Consider the following 26,254-nt stretch of genomic DNA (forward strand, 5'->3'; position numbering starts at 1 on the left):
TAATGTTATTCAACTAAATAGTTCTTGATCATCAATTGAGAAATTGAACTCTCAATAAACCTCTGCTGTTAAAGAGAGACTACATTAACAATATTTTAAATGCGATTGCGATTAATACTAAACCGCCAAAGATTTCGGCTTTAGATTCTAACCATACGCCACTTTTTTTGCCGATATTCACGCCAATCCAGCTAAACGCAAACGTCGTGATGCCTATTATCAAGCAGGCTAAGATAATATCTACCTCAAGCAAAGTGATTGCATAACCTGCGGCCATAGCATCAATACTTGTAGCGATAGCAAGAACAAGTAGCACGCGATGAGTAACTTTTGCAATATCTTCTTCAATTCCTTCGGATAGGGACTCATAAATCATCTTACTACCGATAATAACGAGTAAGATAAAAGCTATCCAAGATGCATAATCTTCAATCCAAGATGATAACCCTTTACCGCTGTAATAACCTAGAGTTGGCATGAACCCTTGAAAAAAACCAAAATAAGTAGCGGCTTTAATAAAGAGCTTTTCAGCATTCTCTACTTTTTTAGAACCTAAGCCTATGGATACTGCAAACGCTTCCATACTGAGTGCTATAGCTAATACAAAAACTTCAAACACACCGATTAAACCTGAATAAAATAGATCTGAGATTACCTGACATATAGATCTTTACCTAACTGAGGTTAAACACTTAAGGTTTACTGACAATTGCTCTATTACCGAAGCTTTATTTTTGTACCAAATTTCAGCTAGATATTCAGTAACAGTGCCAACACTTGAAGGAAACAGAATATTTCCCGCTACTTTAGCGAATGGTCCATCGGTTTCGAGTAGAACCCTATCTTGAGGTATCCACGAAATTACTTTTTTTGCTCTGGCTGAGTTCAGCATAGCTGGCCCAATAGAAAAGAAGCAACCTAGATCAACGGCTTCCTGTACTTGCTTCTTTGTTCCTAAGAACCAGTGAAGAATAGGGACTCCTGCTTTAGGGTGTAACCTAAGCTGTTCAAGTACTTCTCCTGTAGCGTTTAGACTATGAATAGTTAGGATTTTATCATCAAACATCTCACAGTTTTTTAAAATATGGGTGAAAACCTCTAGCTGATCATCAAAATGTTCTCTATAACCTTTTGAACTGTCTAGGCCGATTTCTCCGATATATCGAGTTCTATCAACTAGCCTATCGAATAGTGCTAATTCATTTTTTCTTAGATGAGCAAGTTGAGGGTGCAGTCCCAAAGCCGTTTTACAGTGTTTTATGCCACTTGTTAACTGGACTGTACCTTCAAAAGCCGAAGGCACAAATGTACTTGGATATATTCTTGTTCATCAGTATCCAAAGAGGCTTTGGTAAGTTCAAGAATCGTTGATTTTCCAGCCCCCCAATCACCAAAGACACCTATACTAATAGGCATTAATTCCTTTTCAGTTATAAGATCTTTAATCGACTCAGCCGTTTCATTAAAATTTAAGAAATCAATTTTTGATTCTTTATCAGACCACATAACACCTCCTTTAATTTATTATTTCTTTTGTTCCATTCTTTCAAGAGTTCGGTGAACCGTAGGGCGGCTAACAGAATATTTCTTCGCTAATGCAGAGATCGATTCACCATTTAATTTATCTTTATATAATTCTTTCGCTTGTTTGTCTGTTAAAGCTGGCAATCTGCCCATGTGTTTGCCTTTAGCTTTAGCTTCTTCGCGGCCTTCTGCTGTTCTGGCTTTTATAAGATCCCGCTCAAGTTGAGCGAATACTCCACATAGGTTTATCATGGCTGTGGCAAACGGGTTATCATTTTTAGTATTAAGAGAGCCGTCAATAATATTTAAACAAGCACCCTTTTTGTGGATACTTTCAATGGCCTCAAGAATAGACTTTAATGATCGGCCTAGCCGATCAAGGCGAGTAACAATTACTTCATCACCTTCTCTGATAAAATCGATGAGTTCCTTTAGCTTCTCTTCATTTCTAACGGAAGCACCAGATTGTTTACCTTGGAATATTTTTTCACAGCCATGAGCGTCCAACTTGGACAGTTGAACATTCAAATCTTGTTCTTTAGTTGAGACTCTTGCAAAACCAACTTTCATATGTACGAAACCTGTAACTTTCGTACACCTTACCAAGCAGGTGAACGAAAGTCCATTAAATTACATTCGTACATGAACGAAATTTTATGCCAAAATTCGTTCACATAAAAAGTGAAATAAATGACAATTCTAACTATCAAGTGACTTAATTATTCCGCACGCTTCAACGGTGTTTTCAGTTGTACATGAACTTACCATTTGTTGAAGCTCTGCCTTTAACGCCTTGAGTTCTCTCATGCGCTTATTAACTAAGCTCAATTGTTGCTCGATAAGAGCATTAACACTTGCACAGCTTTCTTCTGGCTTATTTTTAAGTTCAATAAGACGCTTAACATCTATTAGAGGGATATCCAAACTTCGGCAATGCTTTATAAACTCTAATTCTTTTAAAGCCCGTTCACCGTATAACCTGTAATTCCCTTCAGTACGTTCAGGAGTTGAAAGCAACCCTTCTTTCTCGTAATACCGAATTGTTTGTATCGAACACCCTGTCGTTTTTGAAAGTTCACCTATTTTCATAAAACTTTAGTCCTAAAACTTGACTCTATAGTCACTATAGACTTTATAGTTGAATTATTAAACAAATAACTAAGGCCGTGTAATGAGTGGTTGTGGTTGCGAAGTCGAACTAAAAGATGCGAAACAAAAATATGTGCTGTATTGGTTGCTCGGTATTAATGCGGTTATGTTCTGCGTTGAGATTACTGTGGGCCTATATGCAAATTCGACGGCTTTGATAGCAGATTCAATGGATATGCTGGCTGATGCAATTGTCTATGGAATTGCCTTGTATGCGGTAAGTCGATCTTTAAAGCATAAAGCCAATGCAGCCCTTATCAGCGGTTACTTTCAGCTTACACTCGGATTACTGATAATCTTTGACATAGTAAGAAGAATAATCGGAGCAGGTGAGCCTCACTCTTGGTTCATGATCGGCTTTGGTTTTATTGCATTAATAGCAAACGTTATTTGTTTAGTTTTAATCAGAAAGCATAACAATGGTGAAGTGCATATGCGTGCAAGCTGGATATTTTCAGCCAACGATGTGATCGCAAATATGGGCGTAATTGCTGCTGGTGTGTTGGTGATGCTACTTGATTCACGCTGGCCTGACATTGTGATTGGTAGTGTGATTGCAATCCTAATTTTAAGAGGGGCTTACCTGATTATTACTGATGCGAAGAAAGAGCTGAGCAACGCAGAGTTAACAAGCGAAAACAATGGCTGTAGTGGAAGTAAATCAAAATCATGTTCTTAAAGGAAATTGATAATGAGTGCTAATTATTCAGAGAAAACAAAAATATTAGACTTTGATGATCAAAGCATCCAATCGTTAATAGCGGAGCGAAATTGGCAAGCTTTGGATGATTACAACAAGATTGGAGCTGCTTACACCTTTGTGAAAGACGAGATTCAATTCGGCTACAACCGCAGTGATGATATCGTCGCAAGTGAAGTATTAGCTGATGGCTATGGACAGTGTAATACCAAGGGAAACTTGTTGATGGCTCTATTACGGGCACTTGGCATTCAATGCCGATTTCATGGTTTCACGATTGATCAACAACTCCAGAAAGGCGCTATTCCCTCTTATGTATTTTGGCTTGCCCCAAAATACATTATCCATAGCTGGGTTGAAGTTTTCTTTAATGATGAGTGGATCAATTTAGAAGGCTTTATTCTCGACGAAGCTTATCTAAGTTCTATTCAATCCAAATTCAGTCAAGCTAAAGATAGTTTTTGTGGTTATGGTATCGCTACGACCTGCATAAAAAATCCAGAGACTAACTGGGCAGGGAAAGATACTTATATCCAAAAAGAAGGCATACACGACGACTTTGGTCTATATGATTCACCCGATGAATTCTATACTGAGCAGGGAACCAATCTAACGGGTATAAAACGTTGGGCGTACCAAAACTTTATCCGCCATATCATTAATTGGAATGTACAAAGGCTTAGAGGTAAAAATGTAAGCGCCGAGGCTCAACATGCATAGCCACTCTCACGGTCATAATCACACTCACAATGATGAGGACGCTTCGAGACGTATTGGTTGGGCTTTTTTTCTCAACCTCACGTTTACCATCATCGAATTTATCGGGGGTTGGTTAACCAATAGTACGGCAATCATGGCAGATGCTATCCATGATTTAGGAGATAGCATTTCCATAGGCACCGCATGGGGATTAAATAAGCTCAGTAACAAGCCAGCCTCTAGCCAGTTTTCATATGGATACAAGCGCTTTTCATTACTTGGCGCATTGATTAACGGTTTGGTATTAACTGTTGGCTCTATTTTTATACTAATTGAGGCTATACCAAGATTAGCTAACCCCGAAATGCCTCAAGTCGAAGGAATGCTCTTATTAGCTATTTTTGGCATGGTTGTTAACGGTTACGCTGCCTATAAGCTAAGTCATGGAAAGACCCTAAATGAACGAGTTTTAAACTGGCACTTGCTTGAAGACGTTTTAGGCTGGATAGCTATTTTTATCGTATCAATTGTATTGATGTTTGTTGAGTGGCCTATACTCGACCCTATTTTATCGATTTGTTTTACTCTTTTTATTTTATTTAACGTTGTAAGAACATTGAAATCGACACTTATGCTGTTCTTACAAGCGACACCAGATATTGAGCTTATTGAAAGTATTAAATCGAAAATAGTGTCTAAAGCCATTGTGGGTGAAGTACATCATTTGCACATCTGGTCACTTGATGGTGAAAACAACGTTTTAACCGCTCATATTGTTTTAAACACTGAAATATCTAACAAAGAACTGAAATCGTACAAACTAGAGTTACAGCATGAGCTTAAAGAGTTTGATTTTGCTCATACAACAATTGAGATTGAGTTTATGAACGAGACATGTCGTGACGCAAGCTAATTGATAGTGTTAACATTGGCATAACTAAGAGAACATTGAACAAAATGAATATTAAACAATTTCCTGCATACATCATGATAGTGCTGATACTACTTCAGTCATTTTCTGGTGTGGCAAAAATTGCTAATATTCATATTGTTGATTCCGAGCATATAAAAACCGAGCATGTTCATGCTTTAGATGACCATATTCCTTCTGAACAATTAATACAATCATCAGCAGATAATGACCAACACAACCCCGCTGATTGTCATCATTGCGGACACTGCAATGGCTCGCATGTACAGTTTGCTACACACATCTACATCAGTGAGAATTTTGATTTCAAATCAAATCATGCCTTTGATTACTTAAAAGTAGTCATTGAAGCTCCCCTTTCAAGATTGCTTCGACCTCCCAAGAGTTAGTCCTTTTATTTAATTAGCGCGTTAGGCGGCAAGCCTTCGCTCCTTTCATAAAATAAACAGGACAAAATATGAACATGTCTTATCTTAAGGCTCCCGTGTATGCTTGGAAGAAAGTAAAACGGTTGCTTCTGGTGTCACTTTTGGTGACGACCAATAACGCAGTTGCAAATGACTTATCCATTGATTCAGTTTCATTATCAGATGCGATACAACGAACACTTGCAAACAACCCACAGTTAACGGCTTTTGAATACAAACAAAAGCGCTTAGACGGCGAGTTAGCTACCGCAGGATTAAAACCTGAATATAACATCAGTGTTGAATTGGAAAACTTTGCAGGTACAGGCGATGTATCTGGATTCAACGACGCTGAATTAACCTTATCGATATCTTCCGTAGTGGAGTTGGGAGATAAGGTAAATAGCAGAAAGTTTTATGTTAATGCCCAACAGCAAGCTATAGCGGTTGATAAAAGAATACAAACACTCGATATTTTGGGTGAAGTAGCAACACGCTATATCGATGTTTTGACCTTACAACAAGTCAATCTTGTCAATGAAAATGCAGAAAAACTGGCACGAGAAACCTACCAAATTGTCTCTAAAAAAGTTCGTGTTGGTTCAGCACCATCATCAGAACAAAAGCGAGCTGAAGCTGCTCTGGCAACAGCTCGACTAAAGACGTTAACCATTGCCAAGCAGTTAGAGGCCAGTATTCGTAAGTTAGCTATTCTGTGGGGAGAGCAATCACCGCAATTCTCTCGTGTATCAGGCGATTTATTTGCACTTCCCAAAACAATATCGCTCGAATACATCATGGCTCAACTTTCTCAAAGCCCTCATATATTAGCTTATGCAGAGCAATCGAGAATTCAGCAAGCTCAATTACAATCAATCAACACACACAGTCGCGCTAATATAACGTGGAGTGCAGGTGTTAAAAGACTTGAAGGTAGCAATGACACTGCGTTGGTTGCAGGGTTTAGCGTCCCTCTATTTACGAGTGATAGAAACAGAGGCAATTATCAATCTCAAAAAGCAAAACTCGATGAAATTGATCAGCAAAAGAAAGCAAGTGAACGAGCAATTTACAGCCAATTAGCGACATCCTATGCGGCTCAGGAAGAGGCTCGCCTTACGGTTGAAACCTTACAAACCAATATTATTCCACCACAAGAAAGTGCTTTGTCATTAGTGCAAAAAGCCTATTCTGACGGGCGCTTTAGTTATTTGGAGCTAGTTTCAGTTCAAAAAGAGCTTATTGATATGCAATACGCGCTTATTTTTGCCGCAAGTGAGGTTCACAAACAAAACGCCGCCATCGAGTCCTTATCAGGCATTCCATTAATTTCTTCCGGCAATACCGTAAGCCAACTATCAAGCTTTATCGAGAATTAATCATGAAAAATATAAAAATATTAAATGTACCAATCAGCCTTTTCAAATTAATGCTTGTTGCTGTAATTGGTTTCACCTCCGTCACGACTTCAGCCAGTGAAGAACACGCTAATGAGTTCGTGTCCGTGTCTGCTGAAATGGCTAAACAAAACGGTATTGAAACAATTGTTGTTACCAGCGGAGTTATTCGCAATGAAGAGATTCTTTACGGAAAAATTGTCGCTGATCCTGCCTCTCTTGCTCATGTTAACGCGAGATTCGAGGGTGTTATTAAGAAGGTAAAAGTTAATATCGGCGAAGAGGTTAAAAAAGGTGAAACGTTGGTAGTCATCGAATCCAATGAAAGCTTAAACCAATATTCGATAAATGCACCAATGTCTGGACGCATAGTCGCTAGGCAAGCAAATATTGGCGAACTTACAAACGCTGAAAACTTGCTGACAATAGCCAACTTTGACGTGGTTTGGGCACAACTATCAGTGTTTCCTACTCAGCTAAGTAAAGTTAACGCTAACCAGCAGGTGCTAATTCATAGCACTGAAATTAATCAACGTGCGCAAATTAGCTATTTAACACCATCACTAAACGACAAGCCTTATTCGTTGGCATATGTAAAATTAAATAACAAAACGAACAAATGGCCGCTTGGCTCTGCAATTAAAGGGGCGGTTACAACTAGTCAACACTCTGTTCCAATTGTTGTGCCAAAAGAAGCCATTCAAGAGTTTGAAGGAAATAGTGTTGTTTTTATTAAGGAAGGCAATGAATACCACCCTAGCGCCGTAAAAACTGGCGCTTCAGACGCTATCAATATTGCTATCATCGAGGGTTTGAACGTCGGCGAAAGTGTGGTTGTTAAGAACAGCTACCTGCTAGTTGCTGATCTAAAAAAATCGGAGGCTGGGCATGAACACTAAACTCCGAAGTCTTTATTTACTTCATATTAGCTTCAATATTATCGAGGTGAAAATATGATCGCTTGGATACTAGAATTATCTATCCGCCGACGTGGAACTATGTTGCTAATGGCGTTGTTTATCATCGCTTTAGGAATGTGGAATTATCAAAAGCTACCTATTGATGCCGTGCCTGATATTACCAATGTACAAGTACAAATAAACACGCAGGCTCAAGGTTATTCACCTTTGGAAACAGAGCAACGGATCACGTTTATTGTCGAAACGGGCTTGGCGGGTTTACCTAAGCTCGACTATACCCGTTCACTTTCTCGATATGGCCTGTCGCAAGTGACCGTTGTGTTCGAAGAAGGCACAGATCTGTATTTTGCCAGAAACTTAATCAATGAGAGGCTGAGCGCAATTAAAGAGCAACTACCGTTAGGTATTGAACCAGAAATGGGACCTATAGCTACGGGCCTCGGTGAAATATACATGTACAGTATAACTGCCGACGAGAGTGCAAAGCAGAATAATGGCTTACCCTATGACGCGATGGCGTTAAGGGAGATCCATGACTGGGTAGTGAAACCACAACTTGCATTGGTTAAAGGGATTACGGAAATCAATGCAATTGGTGGCTATAAAAAGCAATACCATATCAACCCAGATCCGTTAAAGATGCTGCACTTCGGCATTACCAGTGATGCGTTATCAAAAGCGGTAATGCGAAATAATGCAAATCAAGGGGCAGGATTTATAGAAACAAGCGGACAGCAAATTCTTGTTCGTTCACAAGCTCAATTGCAAACTCTTCAAGACATTCAAAACGTCATTATTAAAAGCGATGACGGCACACTTGTAAAAGTAAAAGATGTTGCCGAAGTTGCGATAGGAAAAGAGTTAAGAACTGGTGCTGCATCACAGGAAGGCAAGGAAAGTGTGATTGGCACAGCAATGATGCTGGTAGGAGAAAATTCACGCTCGGTAGCTTTGGCTGTTGGCGACAAGCTTAGTGAAATTCAAAATAGCTTACCTCAAGGAGTGTCAATAGTTCCATTATATGACAGGACAACTCTGGTTGATAAAGCAATTAGCACCGTACAGAAAAATCTCATTGAAGGCGCGTTGTTAGTTATCTTCGTATTGTTCTTATTACTGGGTAATATTCGAGCCGCTCTAATTACTGCCGCAGTCATTCCCTTGGCAATGTTGGCAACAATCACGGGCATGGTTCAAAGCAAGGTCTCTGCGAATTTAATGAGTTTGGGAGCTTTGGATTTTGGATTAATTGTCGATGGAGCGGTAATCATCGTTGAGAACTGCATTCGGCGCTTAGCAGAAAGCCAAAAGCGAAACGGTTCAGTCATTTCCCTCAAAGAGCGGTTAGATATTGTTTACTCTGCAACCAATGAGGTGATACGACCTAGTGTTTTTGGCGTATTGATTATAGCCATTGTCTATGTGCCTTTGTTTACCTTATCTGGTGTTGAGGGCAAAATGTTTCATCCGATGGCCGCTACTGTGATCATCGCTCTATTGTCTGCAATGGTATTTTCCTTCACGCTCGTCCCCGCAGCAGTTGCGTTATTCTTGAAAGGCAAAATCAGCGAAAAAGAAAGTCCCATAATTGTCGGCGCTAAGTCAGTATATCGTCCGGTTTTAAATTGGGCATTAAAACTACGTTGGCTAGTCGTTTGTGGCGCTGCTTTACTTGTGACATTTAGCATATTACTTGGTAGTAAATTAGGATCTGAATTTGTTCCTCAACTTAATGAAGGTGACATTGCTCTGCACGCGATGCGTATTCCGGGCACGGGTATTGACCAAGCTGTAGAAATGCAGAAAATACTTGAACAACACATTATGAAATATGATGAAATCCTCACGGTGTTTTCAAAAACGGGCACAGCAGAAGTGGCGACAGATGCGATGCCGCCAAATGTAACTGATACTTTTCTGATATTAAAGCCTAGAGAGCAATGGCCCAACCCCAATTTAACGAAAGCAGATTTTGTTGAAAAACTGGAAAAAGATCTCAGCTCCATTCCCGGCAATAATTATGAGTTTACTCAACCAATTCAGATGCGATTTAACGAATTAATTAGTGGAGTAAGAGCTGATTTAGGAATTAAGCTCTACGGTGATGACCTATCCCAACTTGTAAATTCAGCACAAGAAATTTTAACTGCACTCAATACGATTTCAGGTGTCGCAGATGCAAGACTTGAACAAGTTGATGATGTGCCTATTTTTACTGTTAACCCCAAGCCTGAAGCACTGGCATTATACGGATTAGATATAAGCGATTTACAATCTTGGTTAAAAACTGTCATGTCAGGTGAAGCCGCAGGATTAATATTCGAAGGTGATCGTCGATTTGAAATTGTAGTTAGATACCCAGAGCTATTGCGAACCGACCTTGATCAGTTAGGAAATTTGCCAATCGCAACAGAAAGTGGTGAGTTTGTACCTGTAAGAGAAGTTGCAGAGTTAAATTATACGACGGTTCCAAGTCAAATAAGCCGAGAAAATGGTAAGAGACGAATTGTAGTTACAGCAAATGTTAGAAACCGAGATCTAGGCTCATTCGTACAAGAGGCACAGCAAAAAATTCAACAAAATGTTGAATTGCCTGCTGGTTATTGGCTTGAGTACGGCGGAACATTTGAGCAACTTGAGAGTGCAACGCAAAGATTATCCATCGTAGTACCTGCCACATTGTTTGTAATTTTGACACTGCTAGTCATAGCATTTAGTTCAATAAAAGATGCCCTGATCATATTTAGTGGTGTGCCTTTAGCACTTACAGGCGGCGTACTGGCTTTGTGGTTAAGAGACATGCCTCTTTCAATTTCTGCTGCTGTTGGATTTATCGCTCTTTCAGGGATAGCTGTATTAAATGGACTGGTGATGCTGTCATTCATTAAACAGCGATTACTTGACACAGGAGAATTAATTAACTCAATTATCGACGGTGCAACGGTAAGGCTACGTCCTGTATTAATGACGGCACTCGTTGCTAGTTTAGGATTCATTCCTATGGCATTAAATGTTGGAACTGGAGCTGAAGTTCAGAGGCCATTAGCGACGGTGGTGATTGGGGGAATTATTTCCTCAACTTTACTAACTTTAGTTGTATTGCCTGTTCTTTATCGAATTGTTTATCACAAATTCAAATCTTAACTTTAGTTTGGAGGCTTCTCGTAATTATTTAGAGAAGCCTTTTATTACGTTACTTTTGCTCACTCAGGTGCGTAAAAAGATCTATTTAAAACTAAATTACTTTTAAGACGCCGCGATACATTTGCATCTGACAATGAAACTCATGCTCTCCCGGTGACAAGTTCAATAAGGTAATTTGAGTAATTTCATTCAATTTAAGCTGTTCGCTTATATCCAATGAAGGAATAAGGATTGTTTCAGCGCAGGGGGATTGATCTTTACGCATAAACTTCAAGGTGACAGGTTGGCTTGCAGACACCTGAATTGAAGATGGGGAATACACGCCATCTTTCACTTCAATTAACACTTCTCTGTTTTGCACAATTGTTTTGTTAGGTTTGTACAGCCAAAACCACCAAACAATCAGCGCGATCAACACTAAGCCTAATAAGTTAATTAACATCATCGTGCGTCTCCTTAATGCTCTTTTGCTTTAAACAGGCGAAGTCGATTTGCATTTGACACTACGGTCAATGACGAAAATGCCATTGCAGCTCCAGCTATTACAGGACTAAGCAAAATGCCAAAGAAGGGGTATAGAATCCCCGCAGCAAAAGGAATCCCAGCTACGTTATAGACAAACGCGCCAAATAAGTTTTGTTTGATATTTCGTAAAGTGGCCTTGCTTACCGCTATGGCATCAGCAAGGCCATGAAGTGAGCCACGCATCAGGGTTATGTCAGCACTTTCGATTGCTACATCAGTCCCTGTGCCTATGGCGAAACCAACATCGGCTAACGCAAGTGCAGGAGCATCGTTAATACCATCACCTGTCATACCAACAGTTTCGCCGCTGTCTTGTAGCTCTTTAACCTTGTTGGCTTTGTCTTCTGGCAGCACTTCAGCAAAAAACTCACTAATTCCCGCTTTTTTGGCAACAGCGGCGGCTGTATCCTTGTTATCGCCCGTTAACATAATGACGCGAATCCCATTGGTCTGAAGCCGTTTAATCGAGGAAATTGAGTCTGACTTAATAGGATCAGCAACAGCAATAATTGCTGCCAGCTCGCCATTAACAGCAAAATACATTGGTGTTTTAGCTTCTTTTGCTAAAGACTGGGCTTTTCCAACGAAACCTGTAAGGTCAATGCCTTTAATTTTCATTAGTTTATCGTTACCAAAAAGTAAGGTTTTGTTGTTACAGGTTGCTTCTACACCAAAACCCGTAATGGCGTTAAACGATTCTATTTTTAGTAACTCAATATCCTGATCTAACGCACTTTCAACAATCGCTTGTGCCAAAGGGTGCTCGGAGCCACTTTCTAAACTTGCCGCAAGCTGTAACACTTCTTTCTCGTCAGTCGCTTTTGCTAAAACAATATTAGTTACCTTTGGTGTCCCTTCGGTAATAGTTCCCGTTTTATCTAAAATCATGGAAGTGATTTTAGAGGCGGTTTGTAAAGCTTCGCCATTGCGAATAAGCACTCCAGCTTCTGCCGCTTTTCCAACTCCCACCATGACAGACATAGGCGTTGCTAAGCCCAAAGCACATGGGCACGCAATAATGAGTACGGTAGTTGCTGAAACGATGGCAAAAGCAATTGCTGGCTCTGGTCCAAAGTTAAGCCATGCTAGAGCACTTAATATAGATATGATCATGACAACAGGAACAAAATAAGCGGAAATCACATCGGCCAAGCGGCCAATAGGTGGCTTAGAGTTTTGCGCTCGTTTCACCATATTGATGATTTGCGCAAGCGCCGTGTCTTTGCCTACGCGTGTCGCTCTAAACAAAATCATGCCTGACTTGTTTAACGTTCCTGCAACAACTTCATCTTCTTTGGCTTTTTCAACAGGCATGGGTTCGCCCGTAAGCATTGATTCGTCAATAGATGTGTGGCCTTCTAATACAATACCATCTACAGGAATTTTCCCCCCCGGTTTTACCTTCACCACATCATTAAGTAAAACCTGCTCGATACCTATCTGAACCTCTTTGCTATCACGAACTACTGTAGCTGTTTTGGTTTGTAACCCGATAAGACGTTTGATGGCTTCAGAGGTTTTACCTCTGGCTTTTAGTTCTAGTGCCAAACCTAAATTAATCAATCCAATGATCATGGCTGTAGCTTCAAAATAAACATGTCTCGCCATCAATGGCACTGCGTCTGGAGCCAATACAACAGCTATTGAGTAAATCCATGCCGTACCTGTTCCTAAAGCAATTAGGGTGTCCATATTGGCTGAATGATTTTTGAAGCTCTTCCATGCTCCGACATAGAAATGCTTGCCTGAAAAATACATAACACCAAAAGTTAAAATGCCTACAACCAACCAAGACATGCGTTCAAGGTTTGTTTCAACTGTCATTTCTCCAACAACAATGCCGTAGATCATTAGAGGAACGCCGAGTGAAAGAGCAATAAAAGTATCTCGTATTAGCTTTTTGTAATACTTCCAGTCTGCTGCCTCTTTCTCGTCAAGCGTATCAATTTCTGAACTATCATCGATTGGCTTAGCGTTATAACCGATAGACTCAACAGCTTTAATCAGCTCTTCCGTTTTCACGGTTCCTGTGACTTGAACAGTCCTATCAGCAAAGTTCATTTCAGCACTAACTACACCATTGGTTCCTTTCAGCGCCCCCTCAATTTTACCGACGCAACTTGCACAGCCAGCACCTTCTATAATGAGCTGATGATCAGGTTTAATATTATTCATGGGAGCCGCCATTGTTTTCTGTAGGTTCAAAACTGTCTATGAGGTGACATACCATAGTGGAGGTTGGAGCTTTATCTTCCTTGACTTCCCATTGTGCTAGCGCATCTTTCATGTTTTTACGCAAAGCTAACATTGCCTGAAATTGTTTTTCAGTCTCAGCTAGCCTTTCCTTAATTAAAGACCTAACTAGAGGGCATGCAGCTTTTCCGAGACTCGCCTCATCAACAATGTGTTGTATATCTGATACTGAAAACCCCAGTTGTCTTGCACTTAAAATAAACTTCAGTCTAGAGATTTCTGTTGGGGGGTAGTACTTATATCCGTTTTCAGACTTAGTTGGATTGAGTAATTTTAATCGAGTGTAGTATCTGACAGTATCGGGTGTTGTACCAAACTCTTTGGCTAATTCAGTAACTTTCATAAGCTATCCTGACTTAATAAATGGGTTAACTGAGTTAAGTTTAGACCTGTGTGTAAGACACAGGTCAAGCCCAATATAATTATTTTAGATCTAGTGTGACCAATGAATATGCTTGATTTTCCATTCTTCGTTTTGCTTTTCGAGTATTATCGTTTCCATGCCCTGATAATCACGGTCTTTACCTTTGTATGTTCCTTTAGTATGGCTGCGTGACGCTGAGATAGCGGCATTTCCAAGAATAGTCACTTGATGCTCTAGCGTTTTAGTTTTCACTGCTGCTAAATATTTCATATCGGCCAACATATGGTGATGTGCATATTCATCAGCACTTCTTTCAACACGGCCACCCTCGTAGATGGTCACATCATCAGCCAACTGTGCTCTTGCTAGCTCCTTATTACCCGTTTCTAGTGCTTGATGAAATGCCAAAACAACTTTTGCGGCAGGGGTATCTATACCTTTAAACAAACCTTTGTCTTTGTTCTTATCACCATGAGCGTTTGCTACGAAACTAAACGTCATTAATAAAACGAGTAATATATTTATTGTTTTCATTTTCATTCTCTCTTTTAGGTTTTAATTTGCAGGGCCAACAACACTAGTAAGCCCAGCCGTTACAGATAAAATGGCAAAAGCGACTACCATTTCTATCGAGATAGATTTAGATAGCGCTTCTCTGCCATCGTTATTTTTAAGTTGTGGGACGAGTTTTAATTTATGCTTAGCTGCGATGCCCAATATCGAAGTCACGAGAGCTAATTTAAGTAGCAGTGTTTGCCCATAGCTTGAACTAAACAGCTCTTCAACATTTCCGACTAATTGAAAAGCTAACCAAAGGCCAGCAACTAACAATAGACTCACAGCGATACTTGCTTGTTTTCCAAACGTGTCCATCAATGAGTAGAGCTGCTCATAGTTCCGTTCATTGCAAGCTTGTCGAAGCGGAAACAATGCTCCGAACCACCAAGCCATAACAAGCACATGGAGCATCAGCAATACTTTTCCGAACACTCCTAGCTCAGATACATGGCCGATTAAGGTAAAGGTGTATGCAAGTAAAAATAAACTAGATACCAAAATGCCTTGTTTTAGGTAATTGCTCAGTACTACTGATTTGAATTTAATGTGTGACGTTATCGCGAATATCGCTAGAACTAACCCAAGACCTCTAAGTAAAGTTCCATCACCGATAGGAGAATCCCACATTATGTCTAAAATATCAGGGTCAAAAGCACCTTGAATGCCTTCTTCTGCCATCGCACCAGTACTAGCGAAGAACCAAAGACCATTTGCAAGCAAAGCGATGACTATTGAACCTCTTATCCATTTTAGGTTCGCTATTGCCAAGTTATTATGAGACTCACTTTGTTCAAAAACTTGCTTGAAAAATGTATAACCAGCAATACAGGCAAAACCGACGTAAAATACAATTTTTGACAGTACAATGACTGTATTCCAGATATACATTTCCATAGCAATCACTCCATTAGATTAGTGAACCATAAAGCCAAAGCTATCTTTCATTTTGTGCCCATCTTTACCTAAGAAAGTAACATCAACAACATAGTTAGCAGGTGTAAGTTTCGGTAGCTTCCACGTAAATTCGGTATTGGTTTCTTTAGTAGGTTTGAAGCCAAATTTAACCTTTTTACCTTGCTTATTTTTCAATGTAATTTTGACTACACGAACCTCTTTGCTAAATGCCAACGTTAACTCTTCTGGAGTCTTCATTAACATTGCATTATCAGCAGGCACACTTTTTTCAAGATGAACGTGCGCGAACACCGCACTACTAAAAACAATGCTGATTACGGTCAAAAATTTAATTAATATTTTCATATTTACCTCTATTTAATTTATGTATTAACGACTAAATTTGTCTTTGAAAATTTGATTACTGGGTATACCAACATCAGTAATTATTTGTTCCACTTCACTCATCATTGCTTCTGGGCCGCACAAGTAAAATTCTGTAGACAGGAATTTTACTTTCTGGCTCAAATACGGCAGAAGTACTTGCTGTACATAGCCAGAATGCCCTTGCCATTGTTCTGAAGGGTTAGAAAGTGTAGGAATATAAGAAAAGTTTTTATGCTGCTCACTCAATAAGTTCAACTCATCGCGGTACAGCAAGTCATCTTCAGTTCGCGCACCATAGATGAGAGTCAAGTCACCTTCATCTTGGCGTTTTTTCAACTGTTCAAAAATGATCGCTCTGAGTGGAGCAAGCCCTGAACCAGCACCGATAAAGATGCGACGAACCTTTTTATCTGAAGTCGCGTAAAAGTCAGAAAAAGGACCTTTTGCCTCTATAGTTTCACCCACCCGCAGTGAACCTAAGTAACTTGAACCTATACCTGCTCTAAAGCCATCCTTAGAAGTTTGCCAGCGAATATTGAAGGTTAACTCATCTGTTTCTTGATCAAAGTTAACCAAGGAGTAATGGCGAGTTACGCTGTCATGTGAAAACTTTCCATGAGTATAACTTTCCCAGTATTTTTCAAAGTTCTCAGGCATATCATCTGGGCGTAGGCTATTCATCCCTGCTGGCACGTCAAATTGCATATATGCACCAGCTTTAAATTCCAATTGTTTGCCTGATTTCAGCTTAAATTTCACTTCCTTGATAAAAGGAGTAATGAAATTAGTCGCAACCACAACTAGCTCATGATTTTCAATATTGAGATCAGTATTAACTTCAATCGAACTAATTTCAGAGAACCTATGCTGACATCCAAGCCGATAGCCTTCTTTAAGCTGCTCCTGAGATAAATGTTCCTTCTCAGATAATGTGATCGGTAATTGAGTTGAACTTAAGAACACGCATTTACCGCACGTACCCCCACCACCACAACTTGACGACAGGTATACATGTGAACTTGCTAGTCCTTCTAATACCGTTGAGCTACCAATGGCTGAGATGTCAGTAACTGTATTTTCATTGGAAAAAATCACTGCCACTTTTTGTCTATTGCGGCTCCAACTTAGCTTCAGTAAACCACTTCGAAACTGTTGTATCAGCCAAGTAACGCCAGTCACCGAAAGTAATAGCGTTGAAAAAGCAAAGGCAATGATCAACCAATGGTTAAATCCTCCAGAATTGCCATAGTCCATAAAGTGAAGCTTCATCATCAGATCTTTCAATCTGAAATCATCATTGGCATGGCGAAGCACTTGCCCTGTAATACTATCTAAATAAATAGTTGTATTATTCTCATCCTCAACGACAACTTGCCACATAGGATTTTGCTGCCTCACGTGGTCAGAAAATGGAGGCTGAGATAACACTGGAGTAGTTAACTTACCCTCACCTGAGTAGGAGTTTTTTGCCAAAGTTAGTAATTGTTGTTTAGACAGATTAAATGGCTTTCCTGTTACAGCATCAAATAGCTTTGAGTGGCGTTCTTGGTAGCTATGCTGTCCCTTATCGAACACAAAGTGATAGTAAGGCTGATGTAAAATCCATATAAGTTTTACTTCTTGAGGTGCTTCACTAGTAATGTCTTTAATAGGGATAAATCTAAAGCCTGTAATGTTACCTTCATGATGTGAATGAACTCTAAGCTCATTACCACTGGCTTTACTATGATCCATCAAATTGAAGTAAAGGCCCGTTCCCAACCAAATAAGCAGTTGTAAACCAACAAATAAAGAAAGCCATTTGTGTAACGTTGTATTCAACTTAAATAGTCGCATCAAATGACTCCCTTTTTATTTGGGGAAAGCACTCGATAATAAGTCAATACTGCGCCAGTAATTGCTCCCATTAAACCTAGAGTTGCGACCAAGAACAAAAACCAGTTAGATACGTTTTCTCCATCATCGTAATCCATAATATGAAAACGCCACATCCAATCAAACAAGCGCCAGTAATCATGCCGCTTGGCAACGAGTGCGCCTGTTTGTTGACTTATATAAAATGTTGGTGTGGCGAATTGCTCAAACGTCACTCTCCAAACGGGTAAGTGTCTTGGAGACAATTCAGCAGGCATATCAGTCACTGACTTAATCAGCCTTGTGCTGTTGATTTCATGATTCATCGCATAGTGATATTGCGCGATTTCTTTAGCTTTGATTTCATCAACAAGGGCTTGAACAGCCCCTGTTTTAGCATCAATTGCCATTTTCCCCTGTTCTCCATTAATAAAAGAATACAAAGGGTTGCCCATGCTTTGGGTAAGCCTGACTTGACTAGCTTCAGGATAGTCAGCAGCAAGTTCTACAATGGAGTAATCCACATCTGCTAAATCTATTTTGGCTTGCTCACTCTTAGCCAATGTTTCGCCGTGTATATAGTGAATATCCATAGTCACCATATACACACCAGTAATAGACCAAAACAGAAATTGTATTCCGACAAATGCCATAAGCCATTTGTGATATTTTCTAACTCTGCTAAGCATTATTCTCTAGCTCCAAGTTAGAAAGCCCTGTGTTAAAGGCATTTACTTCAGGCTTTTTAACGATTGAGTAAATCGCAGGAAGCACAATAAGAGTGAGCAGCACAGCACTTGTCATTCCGCCTACCATAGGTGCAGCAATACGACTCATAACCTCTGAGCCAGTTCCCGTACCATATAAAATAGGCATTAAGCCGATAATGATTGTGGCTACCGTCATCATTACTGGGCGCACACGTAAGCCAGCACCGTGTAATAATGCATCTTGGTACGCGTCATCTGATATAAGTTCCGCTCGCTCCTCGGCTTTTTCTTTAAGCTCAGCAAGTGCTTGATTGAGGTAGACCAGCATGATCACGCCAATCTCAACCGCAACACCAGCCAACGCAATAAAGCCCACTCCGACGGCAACTGAGAAATTAAAGCCTTCCAGATACATTAACCATAAGCCACCAATCATTGCCATCGGCAGCGTAACGATAATGATAGCCACTTCACTAAACGCTCTGAAATTTAGGTAAAGTAAAATCACAATAATGGCGAGTGTTAAAGGCAGTACATAGGTGAGCTTTTCTTTTGCTCTTTCCATATATTCGTATTGCCCAGCCCAATTAATTGAATATCCTGCTGGTAAAGTCAGGTTACTTGCTAAGTATTCCTTGGCGTTTTCAACATAAGTACCAACATCAACGCCATCGATATCAATGAAAGTCCAACCATTGATTCTGGCGTTCTCACTCTTAATACCCGGAGGACCATTTTCCACTCGAATATCAGCAACATCACCTAGTGCAATGCGTTGACCATTTGGTGTTACAACGGGTAATCGTGATAGCTGCTCAGGAGAATCTCGGTAATCTTGCGGATAACGTAAGTTAACAGGGTAACGCTCTTGACCTTCTATCGTTTGAGTTACATTCATTCCGCCAATAGCAGTAGAAACCACTTGTTGGACATCTTCGATATTTAACCCAAAGCGACTTGCCTTATCTCGTGAAATATCAACCTTGATATATCGTCCACCTGCAACTCGCTCAGAGTAAACTGACGCTGTGCCTGTCACTTCTGGCAATAGTTGTTCTATTTGTTGGCCGATTTCCTGAATTACATCAAGCTCTGGTCCGGCGACTTTTATACCCACAGGCGTTTTTATACCTGTAGCTAACATATCGATGCGGGTCTTGATTGGCATAACCCAAGCATTCGTTAAGCCCGGAAACTTAACCAACTTATCAAACTCTGCTTTTAACGACTCAGTTGTCACGCCTTCTCGCCACTGTTCTTGTGGCTTCAATTGAATAAAGGTTTCAATCATAGTTAGAGGCGCTGGGTCCGTTGCAGTTTCGGCTCGTCCTACTTTACCGAAAACATTTTCAACCTCTGGTACAGTGCGGATAAGCTTGTCCGTTTGCTGTAATAACTCTCTTGCTTTACCAATGGAAATACCGGGATAGGTAGTAGGCATATACATGAGATCGCCTTCATCCAATGGAGGAATGAATTCACTACCAATTTTATCGACAGGCCAAAAACCAACGATCGTCACTAATACTGCTGCTACTATTGTCGATTTTGGAAACTTCATGACCTGCTTTAAAACAGGCATGTAGATAGCAATCAATAATCGGTTTAACGGGTTTTTCTTTTCAGAGACGACTTTGCCTCGAATAAAGTAACCCATCAAAACAGGCACCAATGTTATTGCCAAGCCTGCTGATGCTGCCATTGCATAGGTTTTAGTATATGCAAGAGGTGAGAACATTCTGCCTTCTTGCGCTTCCAGAATAAAAACAGGCAAGAACGAAACAGTAATTATCAGTAAGCTAAAAAATAATGCAGGTCCTACTTCACTCGCAGCCTTAGCGACAATTTGCCAGCGGTTTTCATCTGTTAGCGGTGTTTTCTCCATATGTTTATGCATATTTTCAATCATCACTATTGCACCATCAGTCATCGCACCAATCGCAATAGCGATACCGCCCAACGACATAATATTGGCATTGATGCCTTGCATATACATGATGATAAACGACACCAAGATGCCTAATGGTAGAGTAACAACTGCAACAATTGATGAACGAAGATGAAATAGGAAAGCAACACAGACAATCGCAACGACTGCAAGTTCCTCAAGCAACTTACTCCAAAGGTTATCAACAGCACGATCTATTAACTTCGATCTGTCATAAACAGGGACAATCTCTACCCCCTCTGGTAGAGAAGATTTCAGTGACTCTAGCTTTTCTTTTACACCATTTATGGTTTGTTGTGCGTTTTCACCAAAGCGCATAACGACAACACCACCAACAACTTCGCCTTCACCATTTAGCTCTGCGATACCACGGCGCATTTGTGGTCCTAAATTCACGGTAGCAACATCACCAATACGCAACGGTGTACCTTGCTCGTTAATGCCAAGCGGAATTTTCTCTATGTCACCAACTGATTGAATATATCCCGTTGCAGTAACCATATACTCAGCTTCCGCCATTTCCACAACGGATGCGCCAGTTTCTTTATTGCCTCGTTTAAGTGCCATTTGAATATGACTTAACGGCACGTTATAAGCTCTGAGCTTGTCGGGATCGACTTGCACTTGATATTGCTTAACCATACCGCCAACGGCTGCAACTTCTGACACGCCCGGAACAGTTTGCAATTCATACTTTAAAAACCAATCTTGAATACTTCTTAATTGGCTTAAGTCATGGTTACCTGACTTATCTGTTAAAGCATAAATGTATACCCAGCCAACGCCTGTTGCATCAGGTCCTAATTGAGGCTTTGCTGAATCAGGTAAGCTTGATGCTACTTGGCTTAAGTATTCAAGCACTCTGCTTCTCGCCCAATACAAATCAGTATCATCATCAAAAATGATATAGACGTAGGAGTCACCAAAAAATGAGTAACCACGAACAGTTTGCGCTCCCGGTACAGACAACATGGCTGTAGTAAGAGGGAAAGTCACTTGATCTTGCACAACCTGTGGCGCTTGTCCCGGATAGCTTGTCTTAATAATGACCTGTACGTCTGAAAGGTCTGGAATTGCATCTACGGGCGTTTTTTGTAAAGAATACAAACCGCCAAAAGCAATAATTAAGGTAACCAGCAACACAAAGAAACGATTGCCGATTGACCATCTAATAATTGATTCAATCATCACTTATCTCCCAACTTAATGATTCGAATGGTCAACAGCACTTTTTTGTTCATGCTCGTGTTGATCATCAGATTCAAGGGAAATTTCAGTTATCACTAAGTCATCTCTTACCTCAAAGGTGAAAGTGACATTATCACCAACATTGAAATCAGCCATTTCTATATTGTCCGCGACGATAAAATCCATCGTCGCAGAAGGTCTATCCCATTTCTCTATTGGGCCTCTGCTAATATTTAGAATCCGTGTATCAATATCAATCGCATTGATCAAACCTGATACGGTTGCTGATGATACTTCAGGCTCACTCATGATATGAATTCCAGTAACTTCATATCCACCGTCTTCGGTTTTGCTCACTTCAAAGTGCAAAGATTGACCAGACTTCAGTGAATCAATATCTACCTTTTCACCCACATCGAAGTCCATTGTCATTTCAGGCCAACCCCAAGCCTCAGCAGGGCCATGAGTAATATTAACCATACGATGCCCCGCCATGACGCTGTTGATTTCGCCTTCCATCCAAACAGAGTTAGGCACTTGGTCATGAGTCATTCGTTTAAAATCAGAGTTTTTACTTGATTCAGAATCAATCAAGAATTGAGCAGATGTCACCACAACATCATCTTCATTAAGACCCTCTAAGATTTCGATACTATCGATATCAACCCGGCCAATTGTCACTTCGATAGACTTAAATTGCCCATCCCCCAAGGCAAGTACAACTCTGTCTTGTTTACCAGTGCGAATGACGGCTTCTTTAGGTACGAGTATGGTGCTATCAGCTTGATTAGCGTGAATAGATACTTGTGCAAACATGTTTGGTTTTAATTGATAGTCTGGGTTATCAAACTTCAGCCTCACTCTGAGAGTACGCGTTTTACTGTTTAATGTTGGATAGACATAATCAACAACACCAGCCCAGTCTTCACCCGGTAAGTAATCCAGTGTCATTGAAACTGGCAGACCTTCTTTAATCAGGGCGGCATCCCGTTCAAAAACCTCAGCTTCAACCCAAACTTGATCTAACTGACCAATGCTTAGAAGAGTATTCCCCGGTTTGACGTAGAAGCCTTCTCTAACTTTCAGGCCATCAACAACACCCGCCTGAGGGGAGTAAAAGGTGATGGTTTGCTGTACCTTTCTTGTTTTTTCTAGCTTTTGAATAAAGTCTGCTGAAAGCTGCAACGCTTTCAGACGATCTTTAGCTGCTGAAATTAAAGAACTGTTATTGCGTTTTAACGCTATTAACAGTTCTTCTTGCGCGTTAACTAACTGAGGAGAATATAGCGTGTAAAGAGGTTGCCCTTTTTCTACAGGGTTACCTGCTGCTTTAATGTAAAGCTTTTCAATCCAACCATCAACACGTGGGTGGATATGAATTAGCTTATCTTCATCATATTGAACGTAACCTACCGTTGAGATTTCAGTATGCATATTTTTTAGTTCAACAGGTGAGGTGCGAACCCCAAGGTTATTCACGACATGAGGCGCAATTTTTACTGCTCCGGGGCCAAAGTCATCACCAGATGATTCTTCCTCATACACAGGAATTAAATCCATCCCCATAGGCGACTTACCGGGCTTGTCCCGGCGGTAATTAGAGTCCATCGGTGCTACCCAATACAGCGGCTTTTTCTCTGCTGATACAGCTTCATCAGTATTACTGTTTGAACCTGTACCTTGATATAAGCTCAATGCTCCTGCACCTAGTGCTGCCCCAATAATGACGGCAACTATTAGTTTCAAATTTGGTGTTTTAGAATTCGTTGACATTATTTTTCTCCAAATTGCTGATTGGATAAGTGCTGATTAGTTTTGTGCGAAGTGTGCATAGGCTTATGTTCAGCATTTGATTTAGATTGAGAATGCGCAAAGAAATAGTTGATGCGAGCTACTGTTTTAAGTGCGTCAACGTCAATTCTTAAGGCTGATATTCTGGCGTTTAATTCTGCGATTCTTGCACGAACAACTTCGGCAAAATCACCATCATCGTTTGTGTAGGCCGTCAATGACGCTTCCGCTTGGTCATGAGTTTGTTTAAGGAGTTGTTCTTGATAGATAGATTGTCTATCAGATAAACGTTTAAGCTGCCTAAGCTCCTTTTCCACCGCACTGATCATTTGCTTTGTCAGCAATAGTTTCTCGGTTTTAACAGCCTCTGAATCTGCAATAGAAGCGGCAACTTGCTTATCTTGTCTGTTCTCGGTAAACAACGGTAAATCAAACGTTACCCCAACAGAAAATAAATCAGCTCGGCTATCACCAGAAGGCATATTGTCACGATAGGCATAGCTCGCATTAACACCCCATTGCGGCTCATATTGCTGTTTAGCTAACTCAACTCCTTTTTCTGAAGCTTTGCGTTTTACATCAATTGCAAGTATGGCTGGATGATTAGCAAGTGCCTGAGCCAATAGATTTCTTGAGTAATTAGATGCTTTTAGGACTGTTGGATTAATCAATCGAATCAAAGGCAATTCTTTTGAGACGCTAAACTCTAGTGGTTGCGCATCAAAGTTGAATGATTCATTCAATCGGTCAGCATCGTAAATATGAAGCCACTCATTAAGGCGAGCGATTGTCGTTTCTAGTTTCTGCTTTTGCGAAGTTAATCTGTCATCTAACTGTACGATTTCCAATTGAGCACGAATAACATCTTGCTGTCTGGTTTTACCAACAACGTTTGAGTAGCTAGCTTTAGCCACTTCCGCCATCTGCTCAAAAAGCGCCCAATCTGCTTCAATCAATTTAATGGTTTGTTGGGCTAAGTACGCATCTAACCAAAGCTGTGACACTTGGCTTTTCAACTTCGCTTTACGATCCTCACGTAGCAATGGAAATTTCGTGGACTCAATTTTTAACTGGTCTTGTTTGATCTCTAGGCTATCTCCTCTCGGAAACATTTGAGAGACACCAACCTTTAGCTGAGTCATTCCTTCCTGATCTAAATCCCAAGTATCTGTTGGTAAATTCATTATCCCTAGTGATACTTTCGGATCAGGCAAAGTACCTGAAGCGATACTTCTATTCTCAACCGCACTTTGTTTCAATCGACTACCATGAAGCCAAGGATCATTTTGCTGGGCTAAGGTGATGGCTTGTTCAAGCGACACTACTTTTTCAGCTTGAGCAGAGAATACTGACAAGCTGAGCATTAGCGCAGTTGAAAGTGAAGTAAGGTTTGCAGTGTTCAATTTCATTAGAATTGCTCCTCGTAGCTCTTAACTTTTGCATAGACTTTGCTCGTTCCATCTTTAAATAGAATTAACACGTTGTATGGCATAAAGCGGTCACCGACTTCCATACCGGGAGAGCCAACTGGCATTGCTGGAACTGAAAGCCCAATCGCATTGGGATGTTCTTCTGATAAGAACTGCTGAATAAATTTAGCGGGTACATGACCTTCAAAGGCAAATCCATTTCTACTCACTGCCGTGTGACAGGAGCGGTAATTAGGCTTAATACCATACTTAGTTTTGATATTGCCGATGTTTCGGAAATCTTTGGAATGCGCAACGATCCCTTCGTCTTCAATATGAGTTATCCATTTTTTACAACACCCACAAGTAGGGGTTTTATAAACGATTAACTCTAAAGGTGTTACGTCGTGATTGTCTGTATGGTTATGTTCATTAGCGTTTGCAAACGCAGGTGAAAGCAGCATTACTACTGCTATTTTTAAATACTTATTGATCATTTTTGCCCCCAGACATCGCTGGAAAATATCTATAGCGCTACTACGCTATGTTGACTAACAGAAAAATTTATTACATGTGCGCGAAATTTGGGCGCACTAATCCTGTATTAGGCAAAAATCGGTGGACGATAAAGGGAAGTGGAAATTGAATGAGGTTGTTTAGATTGCAGAGCAGCTACAGATTCACTCAATATTTGAATATCTGTCGAATCAATACTGGAACTTAGTACTGTAGTAGATGAACAAGCATTTGCCGGACAAACACATTCAACATCACAACAATCTTCTGACTGACCATTACTGCTTTTATTCATATCACCATGATTCATTCCTTCATGATGACTCATCTTGGAATGATCCATGTTCATATGTGACTCGTGAGAGCCTGAAGACATTTCGCAAGACATAGCAGAATACGCAAATGCTTGCCCTACAAAGGCAATCAGCATAAGCGCTATTACTAAGACTTTTGAAAATGCTTTAGACATAAAATTCTCTTACAAGTACACAAATCCAATACTAATGTAAATTTTCGACTAAGTAAATTGATGCTGTGTAAACATATTATGAGTATTTGACTATCATCAATTTTTTCAAAGGGGTGAGTGACACATAATAATCTCGTTAGTCTTCTTAATATTCGTTATTTAATGACTTTTATTTTGAGACTTAAGTTGCTCTCTCATTTCTAAAACTCGATCTGCCGAATAAGCTCCTACTCTCATAACAACTAGTTCAACAAACGAAATATCAATTAACTTATGGTCAGCATCAATCACATAATAACTCCCATTATGTGTGATGATTTCTAATTTATCTTCGACATCAGATTTGCTAACAATCTTTGAAGTCACGATTTGCTCAAATGGCCTAAACCTGAATGTTTCATTGTCAATAACAACTCCTGATAAAAACTCGCCGAGAAATTGTTTTTCAAATTCTTTATAGTCGTAGACAGATACTATGCAGGCATCTTTCAAATGGGTTTTATCCATTTATTAACTC

At 40.2% G+C, this 26,254-nt stretch carries 26 protein-coding genes; 7 read left to right on the forward strand and 19 right to left on the reverse strand.

Features of this window, described 5'->3' with window-relative positions; translation table 11 throughout:
• Positions 1-79: 79 nt before the first annotated feature.
• From QQK02_RS12785 to cadR, 5 genes are all read right to left on the reverse strand, one after another.
• The gene (locus tag QQK02_RS12785; protein ID WP_284208447.1) at positions 80-619 is read right to left on the reverse strand and encodes a manganese efflux pump MntP; all 540 of its coding nucleotides are present in this window, start codon (positions 617-619) and stop codon (positions 80-82) included.
• A 51-nt stretch (positions 620-670) separates the two neighbouring features.
• A complete protein-coding gene (gene qatD, locus QQK02_RS12790) occupies positions 671-1,303 on the reverse strand; it encodes a Qat anti-phage system TatD family nuclease QatD (RefSeq protein WP_284208448.1) in 633 nt (210 codons plus the stop codon).
• Positions 1,270-1,506, reverse strand: a complete 237-nt coding sequence (locus QQK02_RS12795; RefSeq protein ID WP_284208449.1) for a P-loop NTPase fold protein — start codon at positions 1,504-1,506, stop codon at positions 1,270-1,272. Before QQK02_RS12795 ends, qatD begins: the two co-directional genes overlap by 34 nt.
• Positions 1,507-1,524: 18 nt before the next feature.
• Positions 1,525-2,094 (reverse strand): recombinase family protein, encoded by a 570-nt coding sequence (locus QQK02_RS12800; RefSeq protein ID WP_284208450.1) that lies wholly within the window; start codon positions 2,092-2,094, stop codon positions 1,525-1,527.
• Positions 2,095-2,223: 129 nt separating this feature from the next.
• A complete protein-coding gene (cadR, locus tag QQK02_RS12805) occupies positions 2,224-2,613 on the reverse strand; it encodes a Cd(II)/Pb(II)-responsive transcriptional regulator (RefSeq protein ID WP_284208451.1) in 390 nt (129 codons plus the stop codon).
• Positions 2,614-2,695: 82 nt separating this feature from the next.
• On the opposite strand from cadR, the gene QQK02_RS12810 reads away from it, so the two are divergent.
• The 7 genes from QQK02_RS12810 (at position 2,696) to QQK02_RS12840 (ending at position 10,871) form a co-directional block, all read left to right on the forward strand.
• Positions 2,696-3,352, forward strand: a complete 657-nt coding sequence (locus QQK02_RS12810; RefSeq protein ID WP_284208452.1) for a cation transporter — start codon at positions 2,696-2,698, stop codon at positions 3,350-3,352.
• 12 nt (positions 3,353-3,364) lie between these two features.
• Positions 3,365-4,093 carry a transglutaminase-like domain-containing protein gene (locus tag QQK02_RS12815; protein WP_284208453.1) on the forward strand — a complete coding sequence of 243 codons (729 nt, stop codon included), beginning with the start codon at positions 3,365-3,367 and terminating at the stop codon, positions 4,091-4,093.
• Positions 4,086-4,985 carry a cation diffusion facilitator family transporter gene (locus QQK02_RS12820; RefSeq protein WP_284208454.1) on the forward strand — a complete coding sequence of 300 codons (900 nt, stop codon included), beginning with the start codon at positions 4,086-4,088 and terminating at the stop codon, positions 4,983-4,985. The genes QQK02_RS12815 and QQK02_RS12820 overlap by 8 nt, the downstream gene beginning before the upstream one ends.
• Before the next feature lie 44 nt (positions 4,986-5,029).
• Positions 5,030-5,392, forward strand: a complete 363-nt coding sequence (locus tag QQK02_RS12825) for a hypothetical protein (RefSeq protein WP_284208455.1) — start codon at positions 5,030-5,032, stop codon at positions 5,390-5,392.
• A 74-nt stretch (positions 5,393-5,466) separates the two neighbouring features.
• Positions 5,467-6,789 (forward strand): TolC family protein, encoded by a 1,323-nt coding sequence (locus QQK02_RS12830; protein WP_284208456.1) that lies wholly within the window; start codon positions 5,467-5,469, stop codon positions 6,787-6,789.
• 2 nt (positions 6,790-6,791) lie between these two features.
• The gene (locus QQK02_RS12835) at positions 6,792-7,706 is read left to right on the forward strand and encodes an efflux RND transporter periplasmic adaptor subunit (protein ID WP_284208457.1); all 915 of its coding nucleotides are present in this window, start codon (positions 6,792-6,794) and stop codon (positions 7,704-7,706) included.
• A gap of 54 nt (positions 7,707-7,760) precedes the next feature.
• Positions 7,761-10,871, forward strand: coding sequence for an efflux RND transporter permease subunit (locus QQK02_RS12840; protein WP_284208458.1), 3,111 nt, complete (start codon positions 7,761-7,763; stop codon positions 10,869-10,871).
• Between the two features lie 91 nt (positions 10,872-10,962).
• Here the strand turns inward: QQK02_RS12840 and QQK02_RS12845 are convergent, their stop codons facing one another.
• From QQK02_RS12845 to QQK02_RS12910, 14 genes are all read right to left on the reverse strand, one after another.
• Positions 10,963-11,316: a cupredoxin domain-containing protein gene (locus QQK02_RS12845; RefSeq protein ID WP_284208459.1), complete on the reverse strand. Its 354-nt coding sequence runs from the start codon at positions 11,314-11,316 to the stop codon at positions 10,963-10,965.
• Positions 11,317-11,327: 11 nt separating this feature from the next.
• Positions 11,328-13,571: a heavy metal translocating P-type ATPase gene (locus tag QQK02_RS12850; protein ID WP_284208460.1), complete on the reverse strand. Its 2,244-nt coding sequence runs from the start codon at positions 13,569-13,571 to the stop codon at positions 11,328-11,330.
• Entirely contained in the window at positions 13,564-13,992 is a 429-nt protein-coding gene (locus tag QQK02_RS12855; protein WP_204999611.1) for a MerR family transcriptional regulator, read from the reverse strand. The genes QQK02_RS12850 and QQK02_RS12855 overlap by 8 nt, the downstream gene beginning before the upstream one ends.
• Before the next feature lie 90 nt (positions 13,993-14,082).
• Positions 14,083-14,553 carry a YybH family protein gene (locus QQK02_RS12860; protein WP_284208461.1) on the reverse strand — a complete coding sequence of 157 codons (471 nt, stop codon included), beginning with the start codon at positions 14,551-14,553 and terminating at the stop codon, positions 14,083-14,085.
• A 15-nt stretch (positions 14,554-14,568) separates the two neighbouring features.
• The gene (locus QQK02_RS12865) at positions 14,569-15,465 is read right to left on the reverse strand and encodes a copper resistance D family protein (protein ID WP_284208463.1); all 897 of its coding nucleotides are present in this window, start codon (positions 15,463-15,465) and stop codon (positions 14,569-14,571) included.
• 18 nt (positions 15,466-15,483) lie between these two features.
• Positions 15,484-15,831: a copper resistance CopC family protein gene (locus QQK02_RS12870; RefSeq protein ID WP_116001648.1), complete on the reverse strand. Its 348-nt coding sequence runs from the start codon at positions 15,829-15,831 to the stop codon at positions 15,484-15,486.
• Between the two features lie 24 nt (positions 15,832-15,855).
• The gene (locus QQK02_RS12875) at positions 15,856-17,688 is read right to left on the reverse strand and encodes an FAD-binding oxidoreductase (RefSeq protein ID WP_284208464.1); all 1,833 of its coding nucleotides are present in this window, start codon (positions 17,686-17,688) and stop codon (positions 15,856-15,858) included.
• A complete protein-coding gene (locus QQK02_RS12880) occupies positions 17,688-18,299 on the reverse strand; it encodes a PepSY domain-containing protein (RefSeq protein ID WP_284208465.1) in 612 nt (203 codons plus the stop codon). Before QQK02_RS12880 ends, QQK02_RS12875 begins: the two co-directional genes overlap by 1 nt.
• 88 nt (positions 18,300-18,387) lie before the next feature.
• Positions 18,388-21,552, reverse strand: a complete 3,165-nt coding sequence (locus QQK02_RS12885) for an efflux RND transporter permease subunit (protein ID WP_284208466.1) — start codon at positions 21,550-21,552, stop codon at positions 18,388-18,390.
• Between the two features lie 15 nt (positions 21,553-21,567).
• Positions 21,568-23,325, reverse strand: coding sequence for an efflux RND transporter periplasmic adaptor subunit (locus QQK02_RS12890; protein ID WP_284208467.1), 1,758 nt, complete (start codon positions 23,323-23,325; stop codon positions 21,568-21,570).
• A complete protein-coding gene (locus QQK02_RS12895; protein ID WP_284208469.1) occupies positions 23,325-24,752 on the reverse strand; it encodes a TolC family protein in 1,428 nt (475 codons plus the stop codon). Before QQK02_RS12895 ends, QQK02_RS12890 begins: the two co-directional genes overlap by 1 nt.
• Positions 24,752-25,249, reverse strand: a complete 498-nt coding sequence (locus QQK02_RS12900; RefSeq protein ID WP_284208470.1) for a DUF411 domain-containing protein — start codon at positions 25,247-25,249, stop codon at positions 24,752-24,754. Before QQK02_RS12900 ends, QQK02_RS12895 begins: the two co-directional genes overlap by 1 nt.
• 107 nt (positions 25,250-25,356) lie before the next feature.
• Positions 25,357-25,737: a hypothetical protein gene (locus tag QQK02_RS12905; protein WP_284208472.1), complete on the reverse strand. Its 381-nt coding sequence runs from the start codon at positions 25,735-25,737 to the stop codon at positions 25,357-25,359.
• Positions 25,738-25,896: 159 nt separating this feature from the next.
• On the reverse strand, positions 25,897-26,244 hold the full coding sequence (locus tag QQK02_RS12910) for a hypothetical protein (protein ID WP_284208473.1): 348 nt from the start codon (positions 26,242-26,244) through the stop codon (positions 25,897-25,899).
• Positions 26,245-26,254: the final 10 nt, after the last annotated feature.

Origin of the sequence: Thalassotalea eurytherma, from assembly GCF_030161415.1 — a bacterium.
GTDB lineage: Bacteria > Pseudomonadota > Gammaproteobacteria > Enterobacterales > Alteromonadaceae > Thalassotalea_G > Thalassotalea_G eurytherma.

What these genes read in the sequence shown, in the direction of transcription:
- QQK02_RS12795 (WP_284208449.1), bottom strand. Translation starts at nt 1,506, where the DNA reads ATGTGGTCTGATAAAGAATCAAAAATTGATTTCTTAAATTTTAATGAA.
- QQK02_RS12800 (WP_284208450.1), bottom strand. Translation starts at nt 2,094, where the DNA reads ATGAAAGTTGGTTTTGCAAGAGTCTCAACTAAAGAACAAGATTTGAAT.
- cadR (WP_284208451.1), bottom strand. Translation starts at nt 2,613, where the DNA reads ATGAAAATAGGTGAACTTTCAAAAACGACAGGGTGTTCGATACAAACA.
- QQK02_RS12810 (WP_284208452.1), top strand. Translation starts at nt 2,696, where the DNA reads ATGAGTGGTTGTGGTTGCGAAGTCGAACTAAAAGATGCGAAACAAAAA.
- QQK02_RS12815 (WP_284208453.1), top strand. Translation starts at nt 3,365, where the DNA reads ATGAGTGCTAATTATTCAGAGAAAACAAAAATATTAGACTTTGATGAT.
- QQK02_RS12820 (WP_284208454.1), top strand. Translation starts at nt 4,086, where the DNA reads ATGCATAGCCACTCTCACGGTCATAATCACACTCACAATGATGAGGAC.
- QQK02_RS12825 (WP_284208455.1), top strand. Translation starts at nt 5,030, where the DNA reads ATGAATATTAAACAATTTCCTGCATACATCATGATAGTGCTGATACTA.
- QQK02_RS12830 (WP_284208456.1), top strand. Translation starts at nt 5,467, where the DNA reads ATGTCTTATCTTAAGGCTCCCGTGTATGCTTGGAAGAAAGTAAAACGG.
- QQK02_RS12835 (WP_284208457.1), top strand. Translation starts at nt 6,792, where the DNA reads ATGAAAAATATAAAAATATTAAATGTACCAATCAGCCTTTTCAAATTA.
- QQK02_RS12840 (WP_284208458.1), top strand. Translation starts at nt 7,761, where the DNA reads ATGATCGCTTGGATACTAGAATTATCTATCCGCCGACGTGGAACTATG.
- QQK02_RS12845 (WP_284208459.1), bottom strand. Translation starts at nt 11,316, where the DNA reads ATGATGTTAATTAACTTATTAGGCTTAGTGTTGATCGCGCTGATTGTT.
- QQK02_RS12850 (WP_284208460.1), bottom strand. Translation starts at nt 13,571, where the DNA reads ATGAATAATATTAAACCTGATCATCAGCTCATTATAGAAGGTGCTGGC.
- QQK02_RS12855 (WP_204999611.1), bottom strand. Translation starts at nt 13,992, where the DNA reads ATGAAAGTTACTGAATTAGCCAAAGAGTTTGGTACAACACCCGATACT.
- QQK02_RS12860 (WP_284208461.1), bottom strand. Translation starts at nt 14,553, where the DNA reads ATGAAAATGAAAACAATAAATATATTACTCGTTTTATTAATGACGTTT.
- QQK02_RS12865 (WP_284208463.1), bottom strand. Translation starts at nt 15,465, where the DNA reads ATGGAAATGTATATCTGGAATACAGTCATTGTACTGTCAAAAATTGTA.
- QQK02_RS12870 (WP_116001648.1), bottom strand. Translation starts at nt 15,831, where the DNA reads ATGAAAATATTAATTAAATTTTTGACCGTAATCAGCATTGTTTTTAGT.
- QQK02_RS12875 (WP_284208464.1), bottom strand. Translation starts at nt 17,688, where the DNA reads ATGCGACTATTTAAGTTGAATACAACGTTACACAAATGGCTTTCTTTA.
- QQK02_RS12880 (WP_284208465.1), bottom strand. Translation starts at nt 18,299, where the DNA reads ATGGATATTCACTATATACACGGCGAAACATTGGCTAAGAGTGAGCAA.
- QQK02_RS12885 (WP_284208466.1), bottom strand. Translation starts at nt 21,552, where the DNA reads ATGATTGAATCAATTATTAGATGGTCAATCGGCAATCGTTTCTTTGTG.
- QQK02_RS12890 (WP_284208467.1), bottom strand. Translation starts at nt 23,325, where the DNA reads ATGTCAACGAATTCTAAAACACCAAATTTGAAACTAATAGTTGCCGTC.
- QQK02_RS12895 (WP_284208469.1), bottom strand. Translation starts at nt 24,752, where the DNA reads ATGAAATTGAACACTGCAAACCTTACTTCACTTTCAACTGCGCTAATG.
- QQK02_RS12900 (WP_284208470.1), bottom strand. Translation starts at nt 25,249, where the DNA reads ATGATCAATAAGTATTTAAAAATAGCAGTAGTAATGCTGCTTTCACCT.
- QQK02_RS12905 (WP_284208472.1), bottom strand. Translation starts at nt 25,737, where the DNA reads ATGTCTAAAGCATTTTCAAAAGTCTTAGTAATAGCGCTTATGCTGATT.
- QQK02_RS12910 (WP_284208473.1), bottom strand. Translation starts at nt 26,244, where the DNA reads ATGGATAAAACCCATTTGAAAGATGCCTGCATAGTATCTGTCTACGAC.